The organism is Legionella genomosp. 1 (assembly GCF_900640215.1).
GTDB classification, from domain to species: domain Bacteria; phylum Pseudomonadota; class Gammaproteobacteria; order Legionellales; family Legionellaceae; genus Legionella_C; species Legionella_C quinlivanii_A.
The window spans coordinates 1-17,343 of sequence record NZ_CAAAJH010000010.1 but is presented as its reverse complement, the minus strand read 5'-3'; the positions used below and the strand labels follow the sequence as shown (position 1 = coordinate 17,343).

The following is a 17,343-nucleotide window of genomic DNA, read 5'->3' as shown; positions in this document are numbered from 1 at the left end:
AAGGTCGTGCTTATATTCCGTTATCTGGCAAAAGAAGTTTTTATTACACTGGCATCACTTACCAGCATTTTAATGCTCATTTTCATGAGTAATCAGTTTGTCCGTTATTTAAATCGCGCTGCCAGCGGGCAAATCCCGATTGTCATCATCATGAAACTGATGATGCTTGAATTACCTAATCTGATGGGATTGCTTCTGCCATTGGGCTTTTACGTAGCACTGCTTGTTGCTTATGGCCGCCTTTACGCGGAGAGTGAAATGACCGTATTGCAGGCTTGCGGATATGGGAATTCACAATTATTGAAACACAGTTTCATTCTGGCAATTATTGTCACCGTCATTGTCACCGCGCTGACCATGTGGGTGAGTCCTGTAATCGCCACGGAAAGAGGAAAGTTACTGCGTACAACTGGAATACAAACCTTAATCCAGACGATTGTTCCCGGGCGTTTTCGCGGTATTTCCGGCGGCAAGGAAGTGTTTTATGTGGAATCAATGAGCCGTGATCACAGCAAGGCAAAAAATATCTTTCTGGCCAGGCAAGTCATTAAGGATTATCAATTTCAGTGGGATATTCTATGGGCAGAGCAAGCCTATGCACAGACTGATCCCGAAACCCTGGAAGATTATTTAGTTTTGCAAAATGGCAGTATTTATCAGGGTCAACCCGGTCATGCGGATTATCAGGTTGCTGAGTTTAAGGAATACAAAGCCAGACTGCCGCATCCTGATATTAAAATTGACAACGACATGCGTACCGCAACGACTGCTTCCTTATTCCCCTGGTTTAATTCCGATCCCAAAAAAGCGGCTGAGCTTCAGTGGCGGATTTCCATACCGCTGATGGTGCTGACATTAACGCTGGTTGCAGTGCCTTTGAGCCGCGTCAATCCGCGTTCGGGGAAATATGCCAAACTCTTACCCGCCATTGTACTCTTTATTATTTATGCCAATTTCATGTTTGTCGCCCGTGACTGGATTGCCGCTGGAAAATTACCGATCTGGGTAGGGATGTGGTGGCTCCATTTGATTGTGGCTGCAATTGGTTTGTTGTTAATCTGGCGAAACAGGGTGAAGCTGGCATGAAATTACTGGATCGCTACATCGCAAAAAATGTTCTGCTGGCTATTGGCCTGGTCACGCTGCTGCTCGCGGGTTTGCAAATCTTTATTCTTATGGTCAACCAGCTTGAAGATTTGGGCCGCGGGGATTTCGGAATTATTCAGTCGGCCATTTATGTGTTATTGCAAATGCCTTATCAGGTCTATCTTTTTTTCCCAATGGCAAGCTTATTAGGATCACTGATTGGGCTTGGCGTTATGGCCAACAATCGTGAGCTGGTGGTAATGCGGGCGGCAGGAATGTCGATTGGTCAGATTACAATGGCAGTTCTGAAAGCGTCGCTCATCCTGATTGTTCTGGTCACACTTATTGGCGAAACCATAGTGCCAAAGCTTGCTTACTATGCGAATGATGTCAAAGTGCAGGCCATTAGCGGCGGACAGGCTCTTAGAACCTCTCACGGCGTCTGGCTTCGTTATCAGAATGATTTTATTACCATTGGAACCGTGCAGCAGGATAATACGCTGGTTGATGTGAGACAGTATCATTTCGACGAACATCACCAGATGGTTTTTGCACGTCAGATCTGGACGGTAAAATTTTATGATAATAGCTGGTGGGCAGAGAATATCTCGCAGACCTTGATCAGTAAAGATCATACAGTGATTCAGCATATCGATAAAATGCCCTGGGATGTCGCTGTTAAACCGTCTATTCTCAATGTCAGCAGCAGTGAACCGGATGAGATGACCTTGAAGGAACTCCGGCAATATCTGCGGGCTCAGAAACAAAATCATCAGACGGCATTAAATTACCAACTCGCCTTCTGGCAGCGAATTATTCAGCCTTTCACTACTGTGGTCATGATGATTCTTGCCATTCCCTTTATCTTTGGGCCGCTGCGCTCTTCAACAATGGGGTCAAAATTACTGGCGGGAGCAACTATGGGTTTTGGTTTTCATATCATTAACCGTTTTTTTGGTCCGGTGAGCCAGGTACTCCAATGGCCTCCTGTGGTAGCGGCACTTGGACCAACAGTTTTATTCGCCTTTTTAGGCCTGTATCTGATGAAACGGGTTAGATAATGGTTATTCGTCATTTGATTGAAGCAGTGGCTAATCCATTTTTTTTATTGATTTTATTCTTTGCTTTTTTACTTTATAAACTGGGAAAATCGATCGAGTCACGGCGTCTTTTTATTGGATTTAGTATTTTTTTTATTCTTTTGCTAGTGATAAGCACCGGCTGGTTGCCGCAGTTTCTTACCCAGTCGCTCGAAAAACAATATCCCCCGGTTAAGAAAATTAATCCGGAAGTCAAATGGATAGTGGTGCTTAGCGGCGGACAGACCGAAATCGAAGGTCTACCGCCACAATCCTTACTATATTCGGCCTCGGCCAAACGCGTCCTTGAAGGCTTGCGTTTGTGGCGGCAAAGCGCTTCCATAAATCTGCTGCTCTCAGGCGGGGGCTATGGTCAGGAAAAAGCCGAAGCGTTTCGCATGCGTAAACTCGCATTGCTATATCCAGTAGATACCAGCAGGCTGCAGATAGAAACAGGCTCATTGAATACTGCTGATCAGGCTGCCGCCATAAAAGCCTGGGTCAGTGATAAACCCTTTTATCTGGTGACCTCGGCTATTCATATGCCAAGAGCAATGGCACTTTGCAAAGCCCAGGGTTTGCGTCCGATAGCCGCACCTACCGATTTTACCTTGTATTGGGGAGATGAGCGTTGGCAAAAAACAATCATCCCAAATGCGCAGAACATGGTGTTTCTCAATATTGCCTTGCATGAACTGATGGGTCTGGCCTGGGGGAAGTTCAGAGGTTTATTATAAAAATAAAGATAAGATAGGATCTTTTAACTAAAATCGTTAGAATAGGTCACTCAAACCGTTTTCTAAGTTGTCATGCCAAAACGTACAGATATTAAATCCATTTTGATTCTCGGTGCAGGCCCAATTGTAATCGGTCAGGCTTGTGAATTTGACTACTCAGGTACGCAGGCTGTGCGTGCTTTGAAAGAAGAAGGCTATCGCGTCATTCTTGTTAATTCCAATCCAGCAACCATAATGACCGATCCGGAGCTGGCCGATGCGACTTATATTGAACCTGTTTTATGGCCGGAAGTAGCCAAAATTATTGAAAAAGAACGGCCCGATGCACTCTTGCCGACTATGGGTGGTCAGACCGCTTTAAACTGTGCCCTTGATTTGGCAAAGCACGGTATCCTCGAAAAATACTCTGTTGAAATGATTGGTGCGACCAAGGAGGCGATTGATCGCGCCGAGGACCGTGACCGTTTTCGTCAGCTGATGAAAAAAATTGGCCTGGAAATGCCAAGATCGGCAATTGCTCATAGCATGGAGGAGGCGATTCAGGTTCAGGCTCAATTAGGTTTTCCAACCATTATCAGACCCTCATTCACTATGGGCGGCAGTGGCGGCGGTATCGCCTACAACCGTGAGGAATTCGAAGAGATTTGTACGCGCGGTCTGGATATGTCGCCGACGCATGAGTTATTACTCGATGAATCAGTTCTCGGCTGGAAAGAATTCGAGATGGAGGTTGTGAGGGACAAAAACGACAATTGCATTATCGTCTGTACTATTGAAAATTTTGATCCAATGGGTGTGCATACCGGAGATTCTATCACTGTCGCTCCTGCGCAAACATTGACCGATAAAGAATACCAGCGTATGCGTGATGCCGCCGTTAAGGTATTAAGGGCGGTGGGTGTGGATACCGGAGGCTCGAATGTCCAGTTTGCCATCAACCCTGAAGACGGCAGAATGCTGATTGTTGAAATGAACCCGCGGGTTTCCAGAAGCTCGGCGCTCGCCTCAAAAGCAACCGGTTTTCCAATTGCTAAAATTGCGGCAAAACTGGCGGTTGGTTATACCCTGGATGAGTTGGATAATGAAATTACTGGCGGCAAGACGCCAGCTTCCTTTGAACCCAGTATTGATTACGTGGTAACTAAAATTCCGCGCTTTAATTTTGATAAATTCCCCCAGACCTCAACAACCCTGACCACTCAAATGAAATCAGTGGGTGAGGTGATGGCGATTGGCAGTAATTTTCAGGAGTCATTGCAAAAAGCAATACGTGGTCTGGAAATTGGGCGCAATGGTTTAAACAGTCTGTTTAAGAAAGGGGAAGATTTAAGCCGGCTTAGAGGGCATTTACGCGAGCCTACTCCGGATCGCCTATGGTATATTGCCGACGCATTTCGTCAGGATTTAACGCTGGAAGAAATTCAGCTGGAAAGCAAAATAGATGCCTGGTTCCTGTACCAGATTCAGGATCTGGTTATGCAGGAGCGGGCAATTTACGGAAAGACGATTACTGATCTCGATCAACAGCAGCTTCTGCAATTAAAACGGCATGGATTTTCTGATGCGTTTCTTGCGAAAATTTTATATTGCCGGGAAGAGCAGGTACGTCAGCATCGGCTGGCTTTAGGGGTGAAACCGGTTTACAAGCGCATCGATTCCTGTGCTGGTGAATTCCCCAGTTCCACCGCCTATTTATATTCATGCTATGAGGACGGTTGTGAAGCCCGGGCTGAATCTGATGCAAAAAAAGTGATGATTCTCGGAGGGGGACCCAATCGAATTGGTCAGGGAATTGAATTTGATTACTGCTGTGTCCACGCGGCGATGGCATTGAGGGAAGAAGGTTACCAGACTATCATGGTCAATTGTAATCCGGAAACTGTTTCAACCGACTTTGATACCTCGGATCGTCTGTATTTTGAGCCCCTTACTCTGGAAGATGTGTTATCCATAGTCGATGTTGAAAAACCCATGGGTGTTATTGTGCATTACGGCGGCCAAACCCCTCTAAAACTGGCAAGGGATCTGGAAGCGAATGGTGTACCCATTGTCGGAACATCACCTGACGCTATCGACATGGCGGAAGATAGAGAGCGCTTTCAGAAAATGGTGGCGGAACTTAATCTGCACCAACCAGCCAATGGCACAGTGCGCAGTACGGAAGAAGCTCTGGAAGTTGCAAAACGCATCGGCTATCCATTGGTGGTAAGACCATCTTATGTTTTGGGTGGGCGGGCAATGGAAGTCGTCTATCAGGAAGAGGATTTACGCTATTATCTCGAGCACGCTGTAGCGGTTTCCAACGATTCTCCGGTATTGCTGGACAAATTTTTAAATGATGCCATTGAAGTAGATATTGACGCAGTCTGTGATGGGCAGGATGTCATGATTGGCGGGATCATGGAGCATATTGAGCAGGCCGGTATTCATTCCGGTGATTCTGCCTGTACTTTACCGCCTTTTAGCCTGAGTTCGGTAGTTCAGCAGGACTTGATTGAACAAATCAGACAAATGGCTCTTAAATTAGGGGTAGTCGGCTTAATCAATGCGCAGTTTGCTATTCAGGCCGATGATATTTATGTGCTGGAAGTGAACCCAAGAGCCTCTCGAACGGTCCCCTTTGTTTCCAAAGCCACCGGCCTTCCTCTGGCAAAAATTGCAGCGCGCTGCAAATTAGGGCAAACTCTAAGGCAGCAAGGATTGAGTCAGCATTATCCGATGCCGGCTTTTTACTCTATTAAGCTGCCTGTATTTCCGTTTATTAAATTCTCTGGGGTTGACTCCATTTTGGGACCTGAAATGAAATCAACTGGTGAGGTAATGGGAATTGCCAGGCGTTTTGGACAGGCTTATGCGAAAGCACAGCTTGGAGCTGGTGGTAACATCGTTAAACGACGCCGTGCCTTTGTGTCAGTGAGGGATGCGGACAAAACCCGAATTGGTGAAATTGCAAAGCGTTTAATTCAATTGGGGTTTGAGATTATTGCAACCCGGGGTACAGCCCTGGTATTGCATGCAGCAGGTATCGATTGCCGCCGAGTATATAAAGTGGCAGAAGGAAGACCGCATGTGGTGGACTTCATTAAGAATAATGAAATTGATTTTATCGTCAATACCACAGAAGGAAAGCAGGCCGCCGCTGACTCGTTTGCAATTCGTCGAAATGCCTTGCAACATAAAGTGAGCTATACGACGACTTTGTCAGGTGCCGAGGCAGCTTGTCTGGCAATGAAATATGAAGACCGTGAAACGGTTACTCGTTTACAAGATTTACATTAGAGGTGGATATGCATAAGCATCCAATGACAATTGCAGGTGCAGAAGCACTGAAGAAGGAATTATCTCATTTAAAAAGCGTTGTGCGCCCGCAAATCATCGAGGCGATTGCAACTGCCAGAGCGCTTGGCGATTTAAAGGAAAATGCAGAGTATCATGCAGCGCGTGAGCAGCAAAGCTTTACAGAAGGACGTATCAAGGAGCTTGAAGCCAAAATTTCTCATGCTCAGATTGTGGATATCAGTAAGCTCGAAAATAATGGCAAGGTAGTTTTCGGCGCTACCGTAACGATTTGTCATACAGAGACAGGTAATGAACTCAGTTATCAGATAGTCGGTGAAGACGAAGCTGACATTAAATCTAATAAAATTTCCTACAGCTCTCCCATCGGCCGCGCGTTGATTGGCAAACAGATTGACGATACAGTGGTCGTTGAAACACCTGGGGGCAGGGTGGAATATGACATTATTGAAGTGGATTATTTAAACTGAAAACCAGCTGTCATTGCGAATGAAGTGAAGCAATCCAGATCGAAACTCCGAACAAAGTTGGGAGCTGGATTGCTTCGCTGACGCTCGCAAAGACGGTTTTTTGTGCCGAGGCACGCAGGGATATTCTCAGCGGAGCTCGTTAACCGCTGACTCATTTCTTTCTGTTTGCCCAACTGCCATTTTCTTCGCTTTTCTCCCGGATGACCTGGTTGAGTTCTTCTCACTGAATAAGCCCTCTGTGACTACAGGAGACGGGGTTTTCTTTTGCAAAGTCTCTTTTAATTTCTCAATTAATACTGCAATGCGTTTCTCAACAATCGGCAAGAGCTGCGCTTTATCCGGGCGCTCGCTAATTATTTTGAGAACAGAATGGCTGCCTTGTCCGGAAATATTTTTCAAAGCGATCCAGGGGCATTCCAGTATGGCTTCAAGTTGCTGGGCGGAACAGATCTGCAGTGTGCGATAGATATAGGGTTTATCAGTCTTTGGGTTAATTTCAGTGAGAAATTTTGTGTGTTTGCTTTGTAAAAAAAGCTTTAACAGATCCAGGTTCAGAATAGCGATTAGATTTTCAAAAAAGTACTCTTCCGGCGGGAAGAGTTGGGTAGCGGAGCGCCTGCTACTGTCTCTTCTGCCTGATTCAAGGTGGGTTATCAGCAGCGTAGTATCGAGCATGTGCAGGACTTCCTGTCTGTGAGATAGAATGACATTTACCAGTCTATTGCCCGTTTCGCTGCAAAATCCAAACATCAATATACCGCCAAAAGAACGAGGCATTGATTTCTTTGGATTGGGAATATGAAAATGACTATTGCCTATGAAAGAAATTAACTCTGGGCGATTGTGAAGAAGACAATATAAAGCACCTTGACTTTCTATATTCATAAATAAGTGATGAAAGACGGAGACGTCATGATGGCTATTTGTAAATAAATCTTCTTTTATTATAGAAGCCTGAAACTCAGGAACCGAGAGCATACCAAACAACATACGACCAGCTGGAAAAGAAATCATGTGATAGAATAAATTGCTGCCATGAAATGCCACATACGGCATATACCCTATTTCGGATTTAGGCGTTTGCAGCGCATTTTTACAAGGATACTTCTTCCTTAACCGCTCCATCGACAGTGTCAGGCTGGGATATCTTGCCGTCCATTTAAGCACAAGATCTGCGCCAACATTATAATGAAAAAGCTGTGCCAGCAGATGCCCTTGTTCAGTGCCTGTAAAAATTGATCTGAGATAGCCTTCATCCCATTCCAGTTCCGCATATCCCTGGAGAGCATGCAAGGTATAAATACCATAGGCATCTTCGCAAAGTTTGGGAAAGAGGGGAGGCTGCCTTTTAGGGATTTGAGGAAATAGCATTTTCATATCAAGATAAACATGCAATGGCCGCCCATTGATGACATCAGGATACCCAAGTAGATCAAGCTGTTTCCTGGTCTCTTCGTTTTTGCATAATAAAGGAAAGACGGGGCTGACCAAATGAGGTTTGCAGCGAAGCAGGATCAGAAAGATACCAATAGCTAAGGGGTTCTTGTGTGTAAGCATAAGCGGTGCAATTCTCAATACCAGCTCATCTGGAAGCTCGACCGCATGTTCAATCGCATCCGGAGTTATAATGGGATAGCTTTCCGGATCCTTTATCACAACGGGAAAATAATCATAAAGAAGACTGTGCATTAAAGGTTTGGAAGAGAGAATAGTGTCTAAGAAATCCATATTCGTCTTTTTCCCATCATGGGTCAGCAGCTGAGTGCAGTGAGGATGAGAAAATATATTTTCCCAGAGGCTATACAACTCCTCCCCAGCCCGCCAATTAGAGGTTGCAATAGGTGCCAGCTGGTTCAATCGTCTCAGATAACTTTCTCTGTATAAAGAACATAGTTTGTTGAATAGTGTCAGCGGTTTACCACGAAGCAGGATATTAAGAATCTCAACGACATTGAGATCTTTATGGTTTATCATCAGGGGGGCTATTTTGAGAATAAGCGCGTCTGAGAAGTGGTCCTTTCGCTCTGTCGCCGTCGGACTCAGAGCAGATGTATCATCATCCTTTTCTATCCGGGGAAAATAATTAAACAAGCTGCTAACTAAATATGAGGAAGAAAAAACGTCTTTCAGAAACTCCATACCCTCTTCGGTCAGTAGCTGCATCGATTGGGGATGGGTGAAAATTTCATTCCACACACAATCCATGGTCTCCTGATTTTGTTCTGCTGTTTTTTCATCAGGAGCAAGACCTTTAAGACAATTTACATAATTCTGACGAAGTGTCTTTATTTCCTGAGCAAGCAGTAAACTGTTAATGACTTTATCAGTATTGATGCGCTCCTCTTCGAGCTCTTGACTCACCAAAGAAGATTGTATGACGGCTGCTTCCTTTGAGTTTCCCTCTGGCACCTGGTTTGGGATAGTATTTGATGGGCTTGGTGAAAATGATCGAGAAGCGAGTCCGGGTTTTAATCTGTCCCAACTGAGCAGAATGAGCTTTGCCTTCTCTTCAGAATAGTTTAATTCTTTCGTCAAGACGGAAAGGGCAGATAGATATTCATTCTCTGAATGATAAGCCTGAGCCTGTGTCAGCCACTCTTCCTCGGTGGAGGCGCTATGGTCTTTGATATTGAGGCTTTCATTTTCTGCGAGCCTTCGCCCCAGTTTGTGCATGGGCGAAAGTAATTTCGCCAGCTTTTTATTACCAGAGCGCAAAACAATAATATTGGCGGTCGACCTTGAGAATAAGACCACCAGTTTATGCATGGGAGCGTTAAATTCTGGATTCCCACGGTCTGGAGCGGGGCGGTTAAATTGCTGTTGATTCTCATCAAACTCAAAATTGCCGGGTAAGTTTTTACTGATTTTCTCATAAACCTCCGCTGAAAAAGGTTCAACCAGTAAGGTGGTGGTATACTCCAGACCTTTACTCGCCTCAGGTGAAATAAATGTGGTGCCAGGAAAATGCTTCTCCAGCATGGGTTTATGAATATCATCTGCAATAATACAGAATTTATGCGATTTTTTAAGCTCATTGATCTCGCTGATTAAAAGCGGGCTTAGGTGATCAACCCAAATTAATTCGCCTTCAGCAGCGTCTTCTGCAGATTTAATAAAACTGTTTTCATTCTTTTCGCCGATGCCACCAGTTAATTCATACTTGATTTGTAAGAGTAAATTTAAAAATTTACTATGAAGTTTGGCGCTGCGGTGCGTAGTGGATAATTTCAGGATATTGAGATGATGCCCTAATTTCTGCGCCTGTGCCTGGATAAGCCTCGTATTGGATTTATTGCCGTCGAGCTTTTGATTGCCATCACCTAAAAAGACTACCTCACCTTTAGAAATGTCAAAAATATTGGCCAATTGTTTGCCGGTTAAATCATTGCATTCGTCAACGGCTATAAATGAAGGTTGAATTCCAATATTGAGAGAGGAAAAATGCGGATGGATTTTATCTTTGGGAATAGCGGCTTCAAATTTTCTATAATGCTGGAAAAAGGCCTCACGAAACTCCGCGGAGACTTCGCTTATCCGTTTGGCTTTATCGGTATACTGAGTTTTTGTATACCCTGAGATTAATTTGAATTCATTATAAAGTCTGACCGGATCAGCGATGAACGGATGCAAAATCTGTTGATTCGCTTTCGCCAATACCTTTTGTTCGGCATAAAACGTGTCGTACCAGCTTTTAAAGAAATTATCCGCTTCTTCTTCGGTAAACAAAGTTCGCTTTTGTGCATTTTCCTCGGTTGGCACATCCAGTGCGGCGAATTCTTCATAGGTCATGACCCAGACGGGAGGGAGCTCAGGATCAGTATGATCAAGTAACTCCGATAATTTATCTCTGACCTGATTTACAAGAGCCGCTGATTGGGCAAGATAAATAATGGGCTGTTGCGACCCTCTGTTTTGCCAGCGCTTTTCTCTGATAAAGGTTTCAGCCAGAATCGTTTTACCGGAGCCAGGTATACCCTCTACATGAATTGGGGTTTGAAGTGCAAAGACAGATTGCTGCAGCTCGCTCAACTCGATAAATCGGTGATGGTATTCTACCGGCTTGAATCTTGGGTTCTCAGGAATCAATTCTTCCAGACCGGTCCTTTCCAAATCCTCAGCGTTTACTTTTTCCCAAAGCTGATCTTTGTGGTTATGCAAATAGTTTTTTAAGACCTGGGATTTTAAAAAACGTGAATTTTCGTATTTATGATTCAGAATAACTTCTAAAACAAGCAGGCGGGGCTTGGCATTGAGTATTTCGGTGGTTAGCAAGAGCCTGTCGGAGTGGTTCATCCGAACGCTGTAGATTTTGGGATTAGTACCGGCCAGTACTTCCAGATCGAGTGCCGCCCATTCCCTGTTTCTGATTTTTGCCAAAGTATTATCAAGAATGACAACATCCCGGTGGTTTTTCTCAAGAACCCCATAAGTCGTTTTGTGTAAGGTGAGCATACTTGCCCAAATAAAGATTTCATTACCTTCCTTGGCTTTCTCAATTGGGGCTGAACGGGTTTTTATAGTTTTTGCTTTAGTATCTGTCTGAAGTTGGCGATTGCGTTTTTTATGAGAATGTTTTCTGGTCATAAACGTTATGGATTAGACGAAGCGGAAGAGGGGGAATATAGCATTTGGTAAAAAAATAATCAATGTGAGTAAATTATTTATTTATGAGTTGATGTTTCAATGCATCCTCCAGATCAGGATATTGAAACTGATAACCATTATCCATCAGGCGGTTAGGGAGAACTCTTTGTCCGCTGAGCAGAAGGCATTCGCCCATTTGACCAAAAAGCAGTTTGATAACCCATGCCGGGATCCGAAATAAAAGAGGTCGTTTCAGAACGCGTGCTAATGTTTTAGTAAAAATCTCCTGGGTAACGGGCTCGGGAGAGCAAATGTTCACTGGACCCGTTATGCCTGGATTCGCGATGAGGAATTCATAAGCCCCAATAACGTCCTGCATATCGACCCAGGAAATTACTTGCTGGCCTTTGCCTAAAATACTTCCAATCCCCAATTTAAAAACCGGGGCAAGCTGACCTAACATGCCGCCATCTGGCGATAGAACCACCCCAAAGCGGGTGATGGTCACGGGTATGTCTGCTTCAATGGCTGGCTGTAAAGACTGTTCCCAGCGGATGCCCACCTCGCTTAGAAAATCATGAGGTGTTTCATCGTCAATAGCGCTGTTTTCGTCAAAGGCCTGGCTGTCATTTTGTGATTGTGTACCATAAATTCCAACGGCATTGGCGCAGAAGTAGTGGGGCTGTGCCTGATATTTGATTAGCCAATTGATCAGGCTGCGATTGGATTGAACGCGTGAATTAATGATGTCCTGCTTAATAGTATTATTCCATCGAAGGGATGAGATATTTCTGCCGCAGAGATTAATCAGGGTGTCAAAGCTATTCGGATCCACATTATCGAGCTGTTCCCAGGACAAGTGTTTAACTGACTCGGGAAATTGCATTTGCAGTGTTTTCAGATTACGGCCCAGTACAGTGATCTGATGCTCATTACAAAAAGCTGAAACCAGCTTTTTTCCAATAAGACCGGAAGCTCCTGCAATCAGTATATTCATGATGATCCTTTAACCATTAATGACAGACTTTGAAGAATGCCTGCTGTCATGGGAGTTAACACTAAATTATTCCCTAATTCCTTTTTTAGTAATTCTATACTTAATCGCCTGGAGCTTTGCATGATTTCCCGTTTCATGTCACTGGCAGTTTCCCAGATCTCATTCCAGGCTTGAAAAGAGGCCGCTGGATAATCGAGATGGTGAGCCACCAGTTGCTGCAAAGCGCCCATCTTTTTGGGATGCCCGTCTGCGATGTTAAAAATACCCTGCACATTGCTTTTGGCAGTAAGCTGTGAGGCAATTTTAACTAAATCGGTGACTAGTATGTGATTAGTATAAGGGGCTTGTTGTGGGAATAAAAGGGGGCTCTGGCTGCGCGCTGCTTCTATTGGCAGTCGATTAGGTCCGTAAATTCCGGCAACACGCAGCAAGACATACACTGCCTTGTTTTTTCTGGCAAAGCGTTTCCATTGCTGTTCCGCATCCAGGCGTCTTAGTTGCCTGTCATGCTGTATACGACATTTAGCCCGCTCACCCACCCATTTACCCTGATGGTTGCCATAGACAGCGCTGGAACCGAAGTAAACAATTTTAGTGGGCTTTAAGCTTGTAGTACTTAAAAAATCCTGAAGAAGCGAGTCATAATCTCCAGAGGGAGGAGGAGGAATAAGATAATAGACGGTCAACTCTTCTTTTTGCTCGATATCGAGATCGAGCAAATCGCCGGCTACATGCTGTAAACCAGGAAGGTATAATGCAGGATGGTAATGTCTGGAAACCGCGGTGACTTCCCCATGCTGTTTTAATAAATGCTGCGCAAGATAGAATCCGCAATAGCCATAACCGAGAATTAGATGATGCATAATGACTTGGAAAATAAACCTTTCATTATTCAATAAAAATTTAAAAAATCAATAGATTATGTTCGCTTTATTGAACGATTTCTAATTAAAACAGCCAATTTGGTTGTAAATTTACACAATTTGATATTTAATGAAAAAGAACACATCGATGGAGTAAGGGAATGCCTGTCAGTGATCTGTGCCGTAAATCATTTGAAGAAATGATTCTGAATTATCAAAAAATTGGTTTGGAAGATAGGGACTTTGAAAATCTTCATCGCCATCTAAAGCAGTGGCTATATCGAATCAGTGTAGATGACAGCGAATATAATGACGCCCGGTTTGTCATGGAAATAGCTCACAACGTTCATCTTCTGAACGACCGAAATTCAGGGTTAATAGCTGCTTATCATCAATTTACCAAAGATTATTTCAGGAATACCTCGCAGGCTCAATTATTTGTGAAAGGAAATGGAGATGTTGTAAGTAATTGGCCGGTCACGCCTGAGCCGCTATCGAGGTCTCCAGCAGTTCCTTCAAGTGCTGCAACTACCACATTATTTACCAAGCTCATTCAGGAAACAGCAGAACAGTTTGCTGAAAGACGTAAAGACCGGGCACTAAATGAGATTAATAAAAAATTTACCATTCTTCCTACTGAAAACTCTCCGGAGATGACTTTGAAATAGAGGTCATTGATGACTGGGTCCCTGGGTATTAAATCTGGAAAAATCGTTCGTCTTATACTGTGTCATTACCGCGCAGGCGCTGTTGCGTAGATGAAGATAGGTGCACAAAAACCGTCTTTGCGAGCGTTAGCGAAGCAATCCAGCTCCGTGCTTTGTTCAAATCCCGATCTGGATTGCTTCACTTCGTTCGCAAAGACAACAAGTTAATAGCTTGGTTCTAGTTATGCAACAACACCGCGCGGAAACGACAGAGTCTGCAACAGCTTTGCATTGCAGCTACCCAGCCCAATAGATTATTTGGTAGAATATCAGACTGTACCTGGGTTGTTCCCTCCATTACGAGAAAAATGTGAAACCTTATTTCCCAAATTCTATTGAATTGAATGCTATTGGCGTTGCGAAACATCAAAATGGTTTAATGCTTTATAACATGGAAAATAAAAGCCCTGAACTGCTGCTCAGTTTCGCTGATTTATTTGATCTTCCCTACAGTGTCTATTTGCTGGATGCCAGAGGCGCTACAGTTAAAATCAATGAAATAGGGGCTGCTGTTTGTGGTTACAAATCACCCGAGCAGGCAGTGGGGAAAACAATTTTCGATGTATCCACAGACAGTGCCAGACATTTGCTGGATAATTGTGAATCGATTTTAAAACAGGAAACCATTCAATTTTTTGATGAGTTTAACACGCGTCTGGATGGTAAGTCGCTGCAGTTTTTATCCGTAAAATTTCCCTGTTATGACTCGGCCTGTCAATTACAGGGTACATTGGGAATATCGATTGTTTTAGGTGAGCATTCACTGGCGGATGCCATCATGCGCCTGACCGATGCAGGTCTTTTGCCTGAAAAAACCTCTGATAACCCAGCGATTAAACTGAATCTGGAAGATGCCTCATTAACGCCGAGAGAACAGGAGTGTCTGGAATATACTGTGAAGGGATTTACAGCCAAGGAGATTGCCAGAGAACTCTCGATTTCACCCCGTACGGTGGAGGAGTATATCAATCAGGTAAAAATAAAACTGGGTGTCAGTACTAAACGCGAGATGATTCAAAAAGTACTTGATGTGTAAATGACCTGACAACCCCGTATCCAGGACGGAGTGCATTAAATCTCCGAGATTATTAACATGACGTTATTCAATCATGAGGAGACAAGCATGCAACCTTCCGTTAAAACCCCTGTTAGTACTGATGGACAAGCTATTTCGGCTTTACCTATGCATAATGAAAACCCTGAAGGGGATACGCAGGAATTTACTATCAGCCGCTTATTGAATCTTAGTAATAATCGTCCCATCAAAAATTTTGCTCGTCGCGGAATATTTTTTCCTGTTGCGAAAACATTGTCCAGCAAATTTATTAACTTTTATAATCATGGCTGTCCAGTAGAAGCATGGAATATTGACCCCCAAAAAGTCGCGCGTAACCAGTTCAAAGTATTTTCAACCGGTGACGCATTCTCTATTCTATCCCCGAATGTTGCCATTCGCGGTGAGAACATCAATATCCATGTCGGGGTGTCCTCGGGTACCTATTCGAAGTCAGTCTTACTTCATGAAGCATTGCAGCTTTGCCGCGCAATACATGAGCATGGTGCGGAGCGAATAACCCTTGCATTACCCGAACAATTTCACCCGGTGTTATATCCTGACGATTTTAATTTACTTCTGATTAAATTATTCAAGGCAAGCGGTGCCAATAAGCTTTATTATTATGATAAGAATTATCAGGGTATTCTGGATGAAAATCATATTGACGCAAATATCACTTTTAAAGTATCCCAACAATCAAAGCCTGAAGAATATCAGGTCAGCAAAAGCGAACTATCATCTTACCTGGAGTTACCCGCTAACCAGACTAGCGAGTCAACTATAGACGCTAAAGTACTTCATTTTACTCGACGAAGTTATTTAAATGCCGTTTGGTCAAAACTCAATTTATCTCATAGTAAGCTCATGGAGAGGGTCTGTGAGGGTGCGCCGGTAAGTCTTGAGGTTCCTGAAAAAAAACAGGGACATGTATTAATTTGCTGTTCAGCCAATCGGCCTTTAGCTGAAGAAATCGCGGAACATCTTCGTCAGAATGGTGAGGAAATTAAACTCTACTGCATCAATGGAGCTGGAATTGGGGCCACAATTCCTGACGAGGCTGTTATCGCCGGCTCGGTAGTGACTATTGTGCAATCCACACGCCCCAATCCTGATGATTTTACGGTGTCGGCCGAATACGAGAAAAATGGCGCTTCCCCCTGCTTTTTTGAAGCTGCGATGATTGCAAGGCAGGCACATTTACGCGGCGCCCTGCATATCAACCTGATTAATCCCTACCAATTTAGCGCTAGATCGGATAAGGCAGAAGATAATCCAAAGGGAAAAACTGGCGCTTATGTTCAGCATAATGGAAAACTGTTTGAGGCGGCAGGGGTAAATAATGTGGTTACCGCGGAGTGTCATGATAATCATACTTTATCTGGAACATACACAGGCAAAGAAATAAGGGGCTCGGCTGTACCCGCACTGACCATTCTTGCTACCCGGGTTGCTACAGAATGGCTCAATAATCCGGGACAAGGTCAGTTACGTCTGGTGACTCCGGATGCTGGGGCGGCAAAACGAACCAATGAACTGACTCAGCACTTGCAAAGCATTTTGGGTGATAAATTGTGCTCATCACGCGTGCTGGGTGAAAAGCAGCGGGATTCTCATCAGGACACAAGTGCTTTGATCAATAATATGAATGCGGGTGAACTGGGAATTAATGCACAGGACAGGTATTTAATTACTGATGATGAAACCGCGACTGGCAATACCCTGTGCCAGGCCATTAGTAACTTAAAGAAGCAGGGCGCTAATAATATATCGGTTATCGTGGTTCACAATAATATGCCATTGAACTGGCTGCAGCGACAGCTTTGTTTATCCCGATTCCTGTACATGGGTGTGAGTGATTTGCATTTCAGTAATACTCAGGAAATGGGTAGTCTGGCAACTGATTATGATGATCTCATCCAGACCTATGCTAGAAAAGCAGGTTTAAGCGAAACTCAAGTGAAAGAGCAGGTTTCAGACTGGTTTAAAAAGAATATTGCTGAAAGCTTTCCTGATCAGTCATCTCAATACCTGAAGGATGAGTTTGACCAATTTACCTTTCAGTTTGAGCAACTGAAGAGCAAAGTCACTGTTCACTCCCTGGCGGATGAATTTGCAAAAAGGGTTCATATTCAGCCATCTAAAGTGAGTGTATTTGAAAATACTCCAGGTGTTTCGATGGGGTATAGCTCTGATAAGAGAAATCCGCTATTTGCGTATATACCTCAAGCCCTGGCAACGGATGTTACTGTAAATACTCTGCCGCAGCCTAGTTAGACAACAATGTCATTGTCAGTAAGTTAGGCTCAAATTTCTATTAAACTGTCCTCTCCCGAATAAACTGTCCTTCCCCGAATAAACTGTCCTCCCCGCGAAGGCGCTGAGTGATCCTGTCATTATTTTGAACAACTCAAAGCGCCAGATTCAATAAATGAGTGATATTGCTGTTGCAGGTCACTCATTACGCTC

General features: G+C 44.0%; 11 protein-coding genes. 8 read left to right on the top strand and 3 right to left on the bottom strand.

The annotated features are described in order from the left end of the window. Nucleotides 1–6: 6 nt before the first annotated feature. The 5 genes from lptF to greA all read left to right on the top strand — a co-directional run bounded on the left by lptF (nucleotide 7) and on the right by greA (nucleotide 6,669). Entirely contained in the window at nucleotides 7–1,086 is a 1,080-nt protein-coding gene (gene lptF, locus E1O89_RS10155) for an LPS export ABC transporter permease LptF (protein ID WP_112220264.1), read from the top strand. Next, nucleotides 1,083–2,147: an LPS export ABC transporter permease LptG gene (gene lptG / locus E1O89_RS10150; RefSeq protein ID WP_112220265.1), complete on the top strand. Its 1,065-nt coding sequence runs from the start codon at nucleotides 1,083–1,085 to the stop codon at nucleotides 2,145–2,147. The genes lptF and lptG overlap by 4 nt, the downstream gene beginning before the upstream one ends. Beyond that, the gene (locus tag E1O89_RS10145; protein WP_262337492.1) at nucleotides 2,147–2,902 is read left to right on the top strand and encodes a YdcF family protein; all 756 of its coding nucleotides are present in this window, start codon (nucleotides 2,147–2,149) and stop codon (nucleotides 2,900–2,902) included. The genes lptG and E1O89_RS10145 overlap by 1 nt, the downstream gene beginning before the upstream one ends. A 72-nt stretch (nucleotides 2,903–2,974) precedes the next feature. Beyond that, the gene (carB, locus tag E1O89_RS10140) at nucleotides 2,975–6,181 is read left to right on the top strand and encodes a carbamoyl-phosphate synthase large subunit (RefSeq protein ID WP_133140068.1); all 3,207 of its coding nucleotides are present in this window, start codon (nucleotides 2,975–2,977) and stop codon (nucleotides 6,179–6,181) included. An 8-nt stretch (nucleotides 6,182–6,189) separates the two neighbouring features. Then, a complete protein-coding gene (greA, locus tag E1O89_RS10135; protein WP_058507908.1) occupies nucleotides 6,190–6,669 on the top strand; it encodes a transcription elongation factor GreA in 480 nt (159 codons plus the stop codon). 126 nt (nucleotides 6,670–6,795) lie between these two features. Here the strand turns inward: greA and E1O89_RS10130 are convergent, their stop codons facing one another. From E1O89_RS10130 to E1O89_RS10120, 3 genes are all read right to left on the bottom strand, one after another. Further along, nucleotides 6,796–11,253: a hypothetical protein gene (locus tag E1O89_RS10130; protein WP_133140067.1), complete on the bottom strand. Its 4,458-nt coding sequence runs from the start codon at nucleotides 11,251–11,253 to the stop codon at nucleotides 6,796–6,798. Nucleotides 11,254–11,326: 73 nt separating this feature from the next. Continuing rightward, complete coding sequence (locus E1O89_RS10125) at nucleotides 11,327–12,250, bottom strand: TIGR01777 family oxidoreductase (RefSeq protein WP_133140066.1); 924 nt, start codon at nucleotides 12,248–12,250, stop codon at nucleotides 11,327–11,329. After that, the gene (locus E1O89_RS10120) at nucleotides 12,247–13,113 is read right to left on the bottom strand and encodes an SDR family NAD(P)-dependent oxidoreductase (RefSeq protein WP_133140065.1); all 867 of its coding nucleotides are present in this window, start codon (nucleotides 13,111–13,113) and stop codon (nucleotides 12,247–12,249) included. The genes E1O89_RS10125 and E1O89_RS10120 overlap by 4 nt, the downstream gene beginning before the upstream one ends. Nucleotides 13,114–13,274: 161 nt before the next feature. Between E1O89_RS10120 and E1O89_RS10115 the strand changes: the two genes are divergently transcribed. The 3 genes from E1O89_RS10115 (at nucleotide 13,275) to E1O89_RS10105 (ending at nucleotide 17,151) form a co-directional block, all read left to right on the top strand. Next, the gene (locus E1O89_RS10115; protein ID WP_133140064.1) at nucleotides 13,275–13,781 is read left to right on the top strand and encodes a hypothetical protein; all 507 of its coding nucleotides are present in this window, start codon (nucleotides 13,275–13,277) and stop codon (nucleotides 13,779–13,781) included. A 349-nt stretch (nucleotides 13,782–14,130) separates the two neighbouring features. Further along, a complete protein-coding gene (locus tag E1O89_RS10110) occupies nucleotides 14,131–14,856 on the top strand; it encodes a helix-turn-helix domain-containing protein (RefSeq protein ID WP_133140063.1) in 726 nt (241 codons plus the stop codon). A gap of 87 nt (nucleotides 14,857–14,943) precedes the next feature. Further along, on the top strand, nucleotides 14,944–17,151 hold the full coding sequence (locus tag E1O89_RS10105; protein WP_133140062.1) for a phosphoribosyltransferase family protein: 2,208 nt from the start codon (nucleotides 14,944–14,946) through the stop codon (nucleotides 17,149–17,151). Nucleotides 17,152–17,343 lie beyond the last annotated feature (192 nt).

Excerpts from the sequence above, each read along its gene's own strand:
- lptG (WP_112220265.1), top strand. The coding sequence starts at position 1,083 with ATGAAATTACTGGATCGCTACATCGCAAAAAATGTTCTGCTGGCTATT.
- E1O89_RS10145 (WP_262337492.1), top strand. The coding sequence starts at position 2,147 with ATGGTTATTCGTCATTTGATTGAAGCAGTGGCTAATCCATTTTTTTTA.
- carB (WP_133140068.1), top strand. The coding sequence starts at position 2,975 with ATGCCAAAACGTACAGATATTAAATCCATTTTGATTCTCGGTGCAGGC.
- greA (WP_058507908.1), top strand. The coding sequence starts at position 6,190 with ATGCATAAGCATCCAATGACAATTGCAGGTGCAGAAGCACTGAAGAAG.
- E1O89_RS10130 (WP_133140067.1), bottom strand. The coding sequence starts at position 11,253 with ATGACCAGAAAACATTCTCATAAAAAACGCAATCGCCAACTTCAGACA.
- E1O89_RS10125 (WP_133140066.1), bottom strand. The coding sequence starts at position 12,250 with ATGAATATACTGATTGCAGGAGCTTCCGGTCTTATTGGAAAAAAGCTG.
- E1O89_RS10120 (WP_133140065.1), bottom strand. The coding sequence starts at position 13,113 with ATGCATCATCTAATTCTCGGTTATGGCTATTGCGGATTCTATCTTGCG.
- E1O89_RS10115 (WP_133140064.1), top strand. The coding sequence starts at position 13,275 with ATGCCTGTCAGTGATCTGTGCCGTAAATCATTTGAAGAAATGATTCTG.
- E1O89_RS10105 (WP_133140062.1), top strand. The coding sequence starts at position 14,944 with ATGCAACCTTCCGTTAAAACCCCTGTTAGTACTGATGGACAAGCTATT.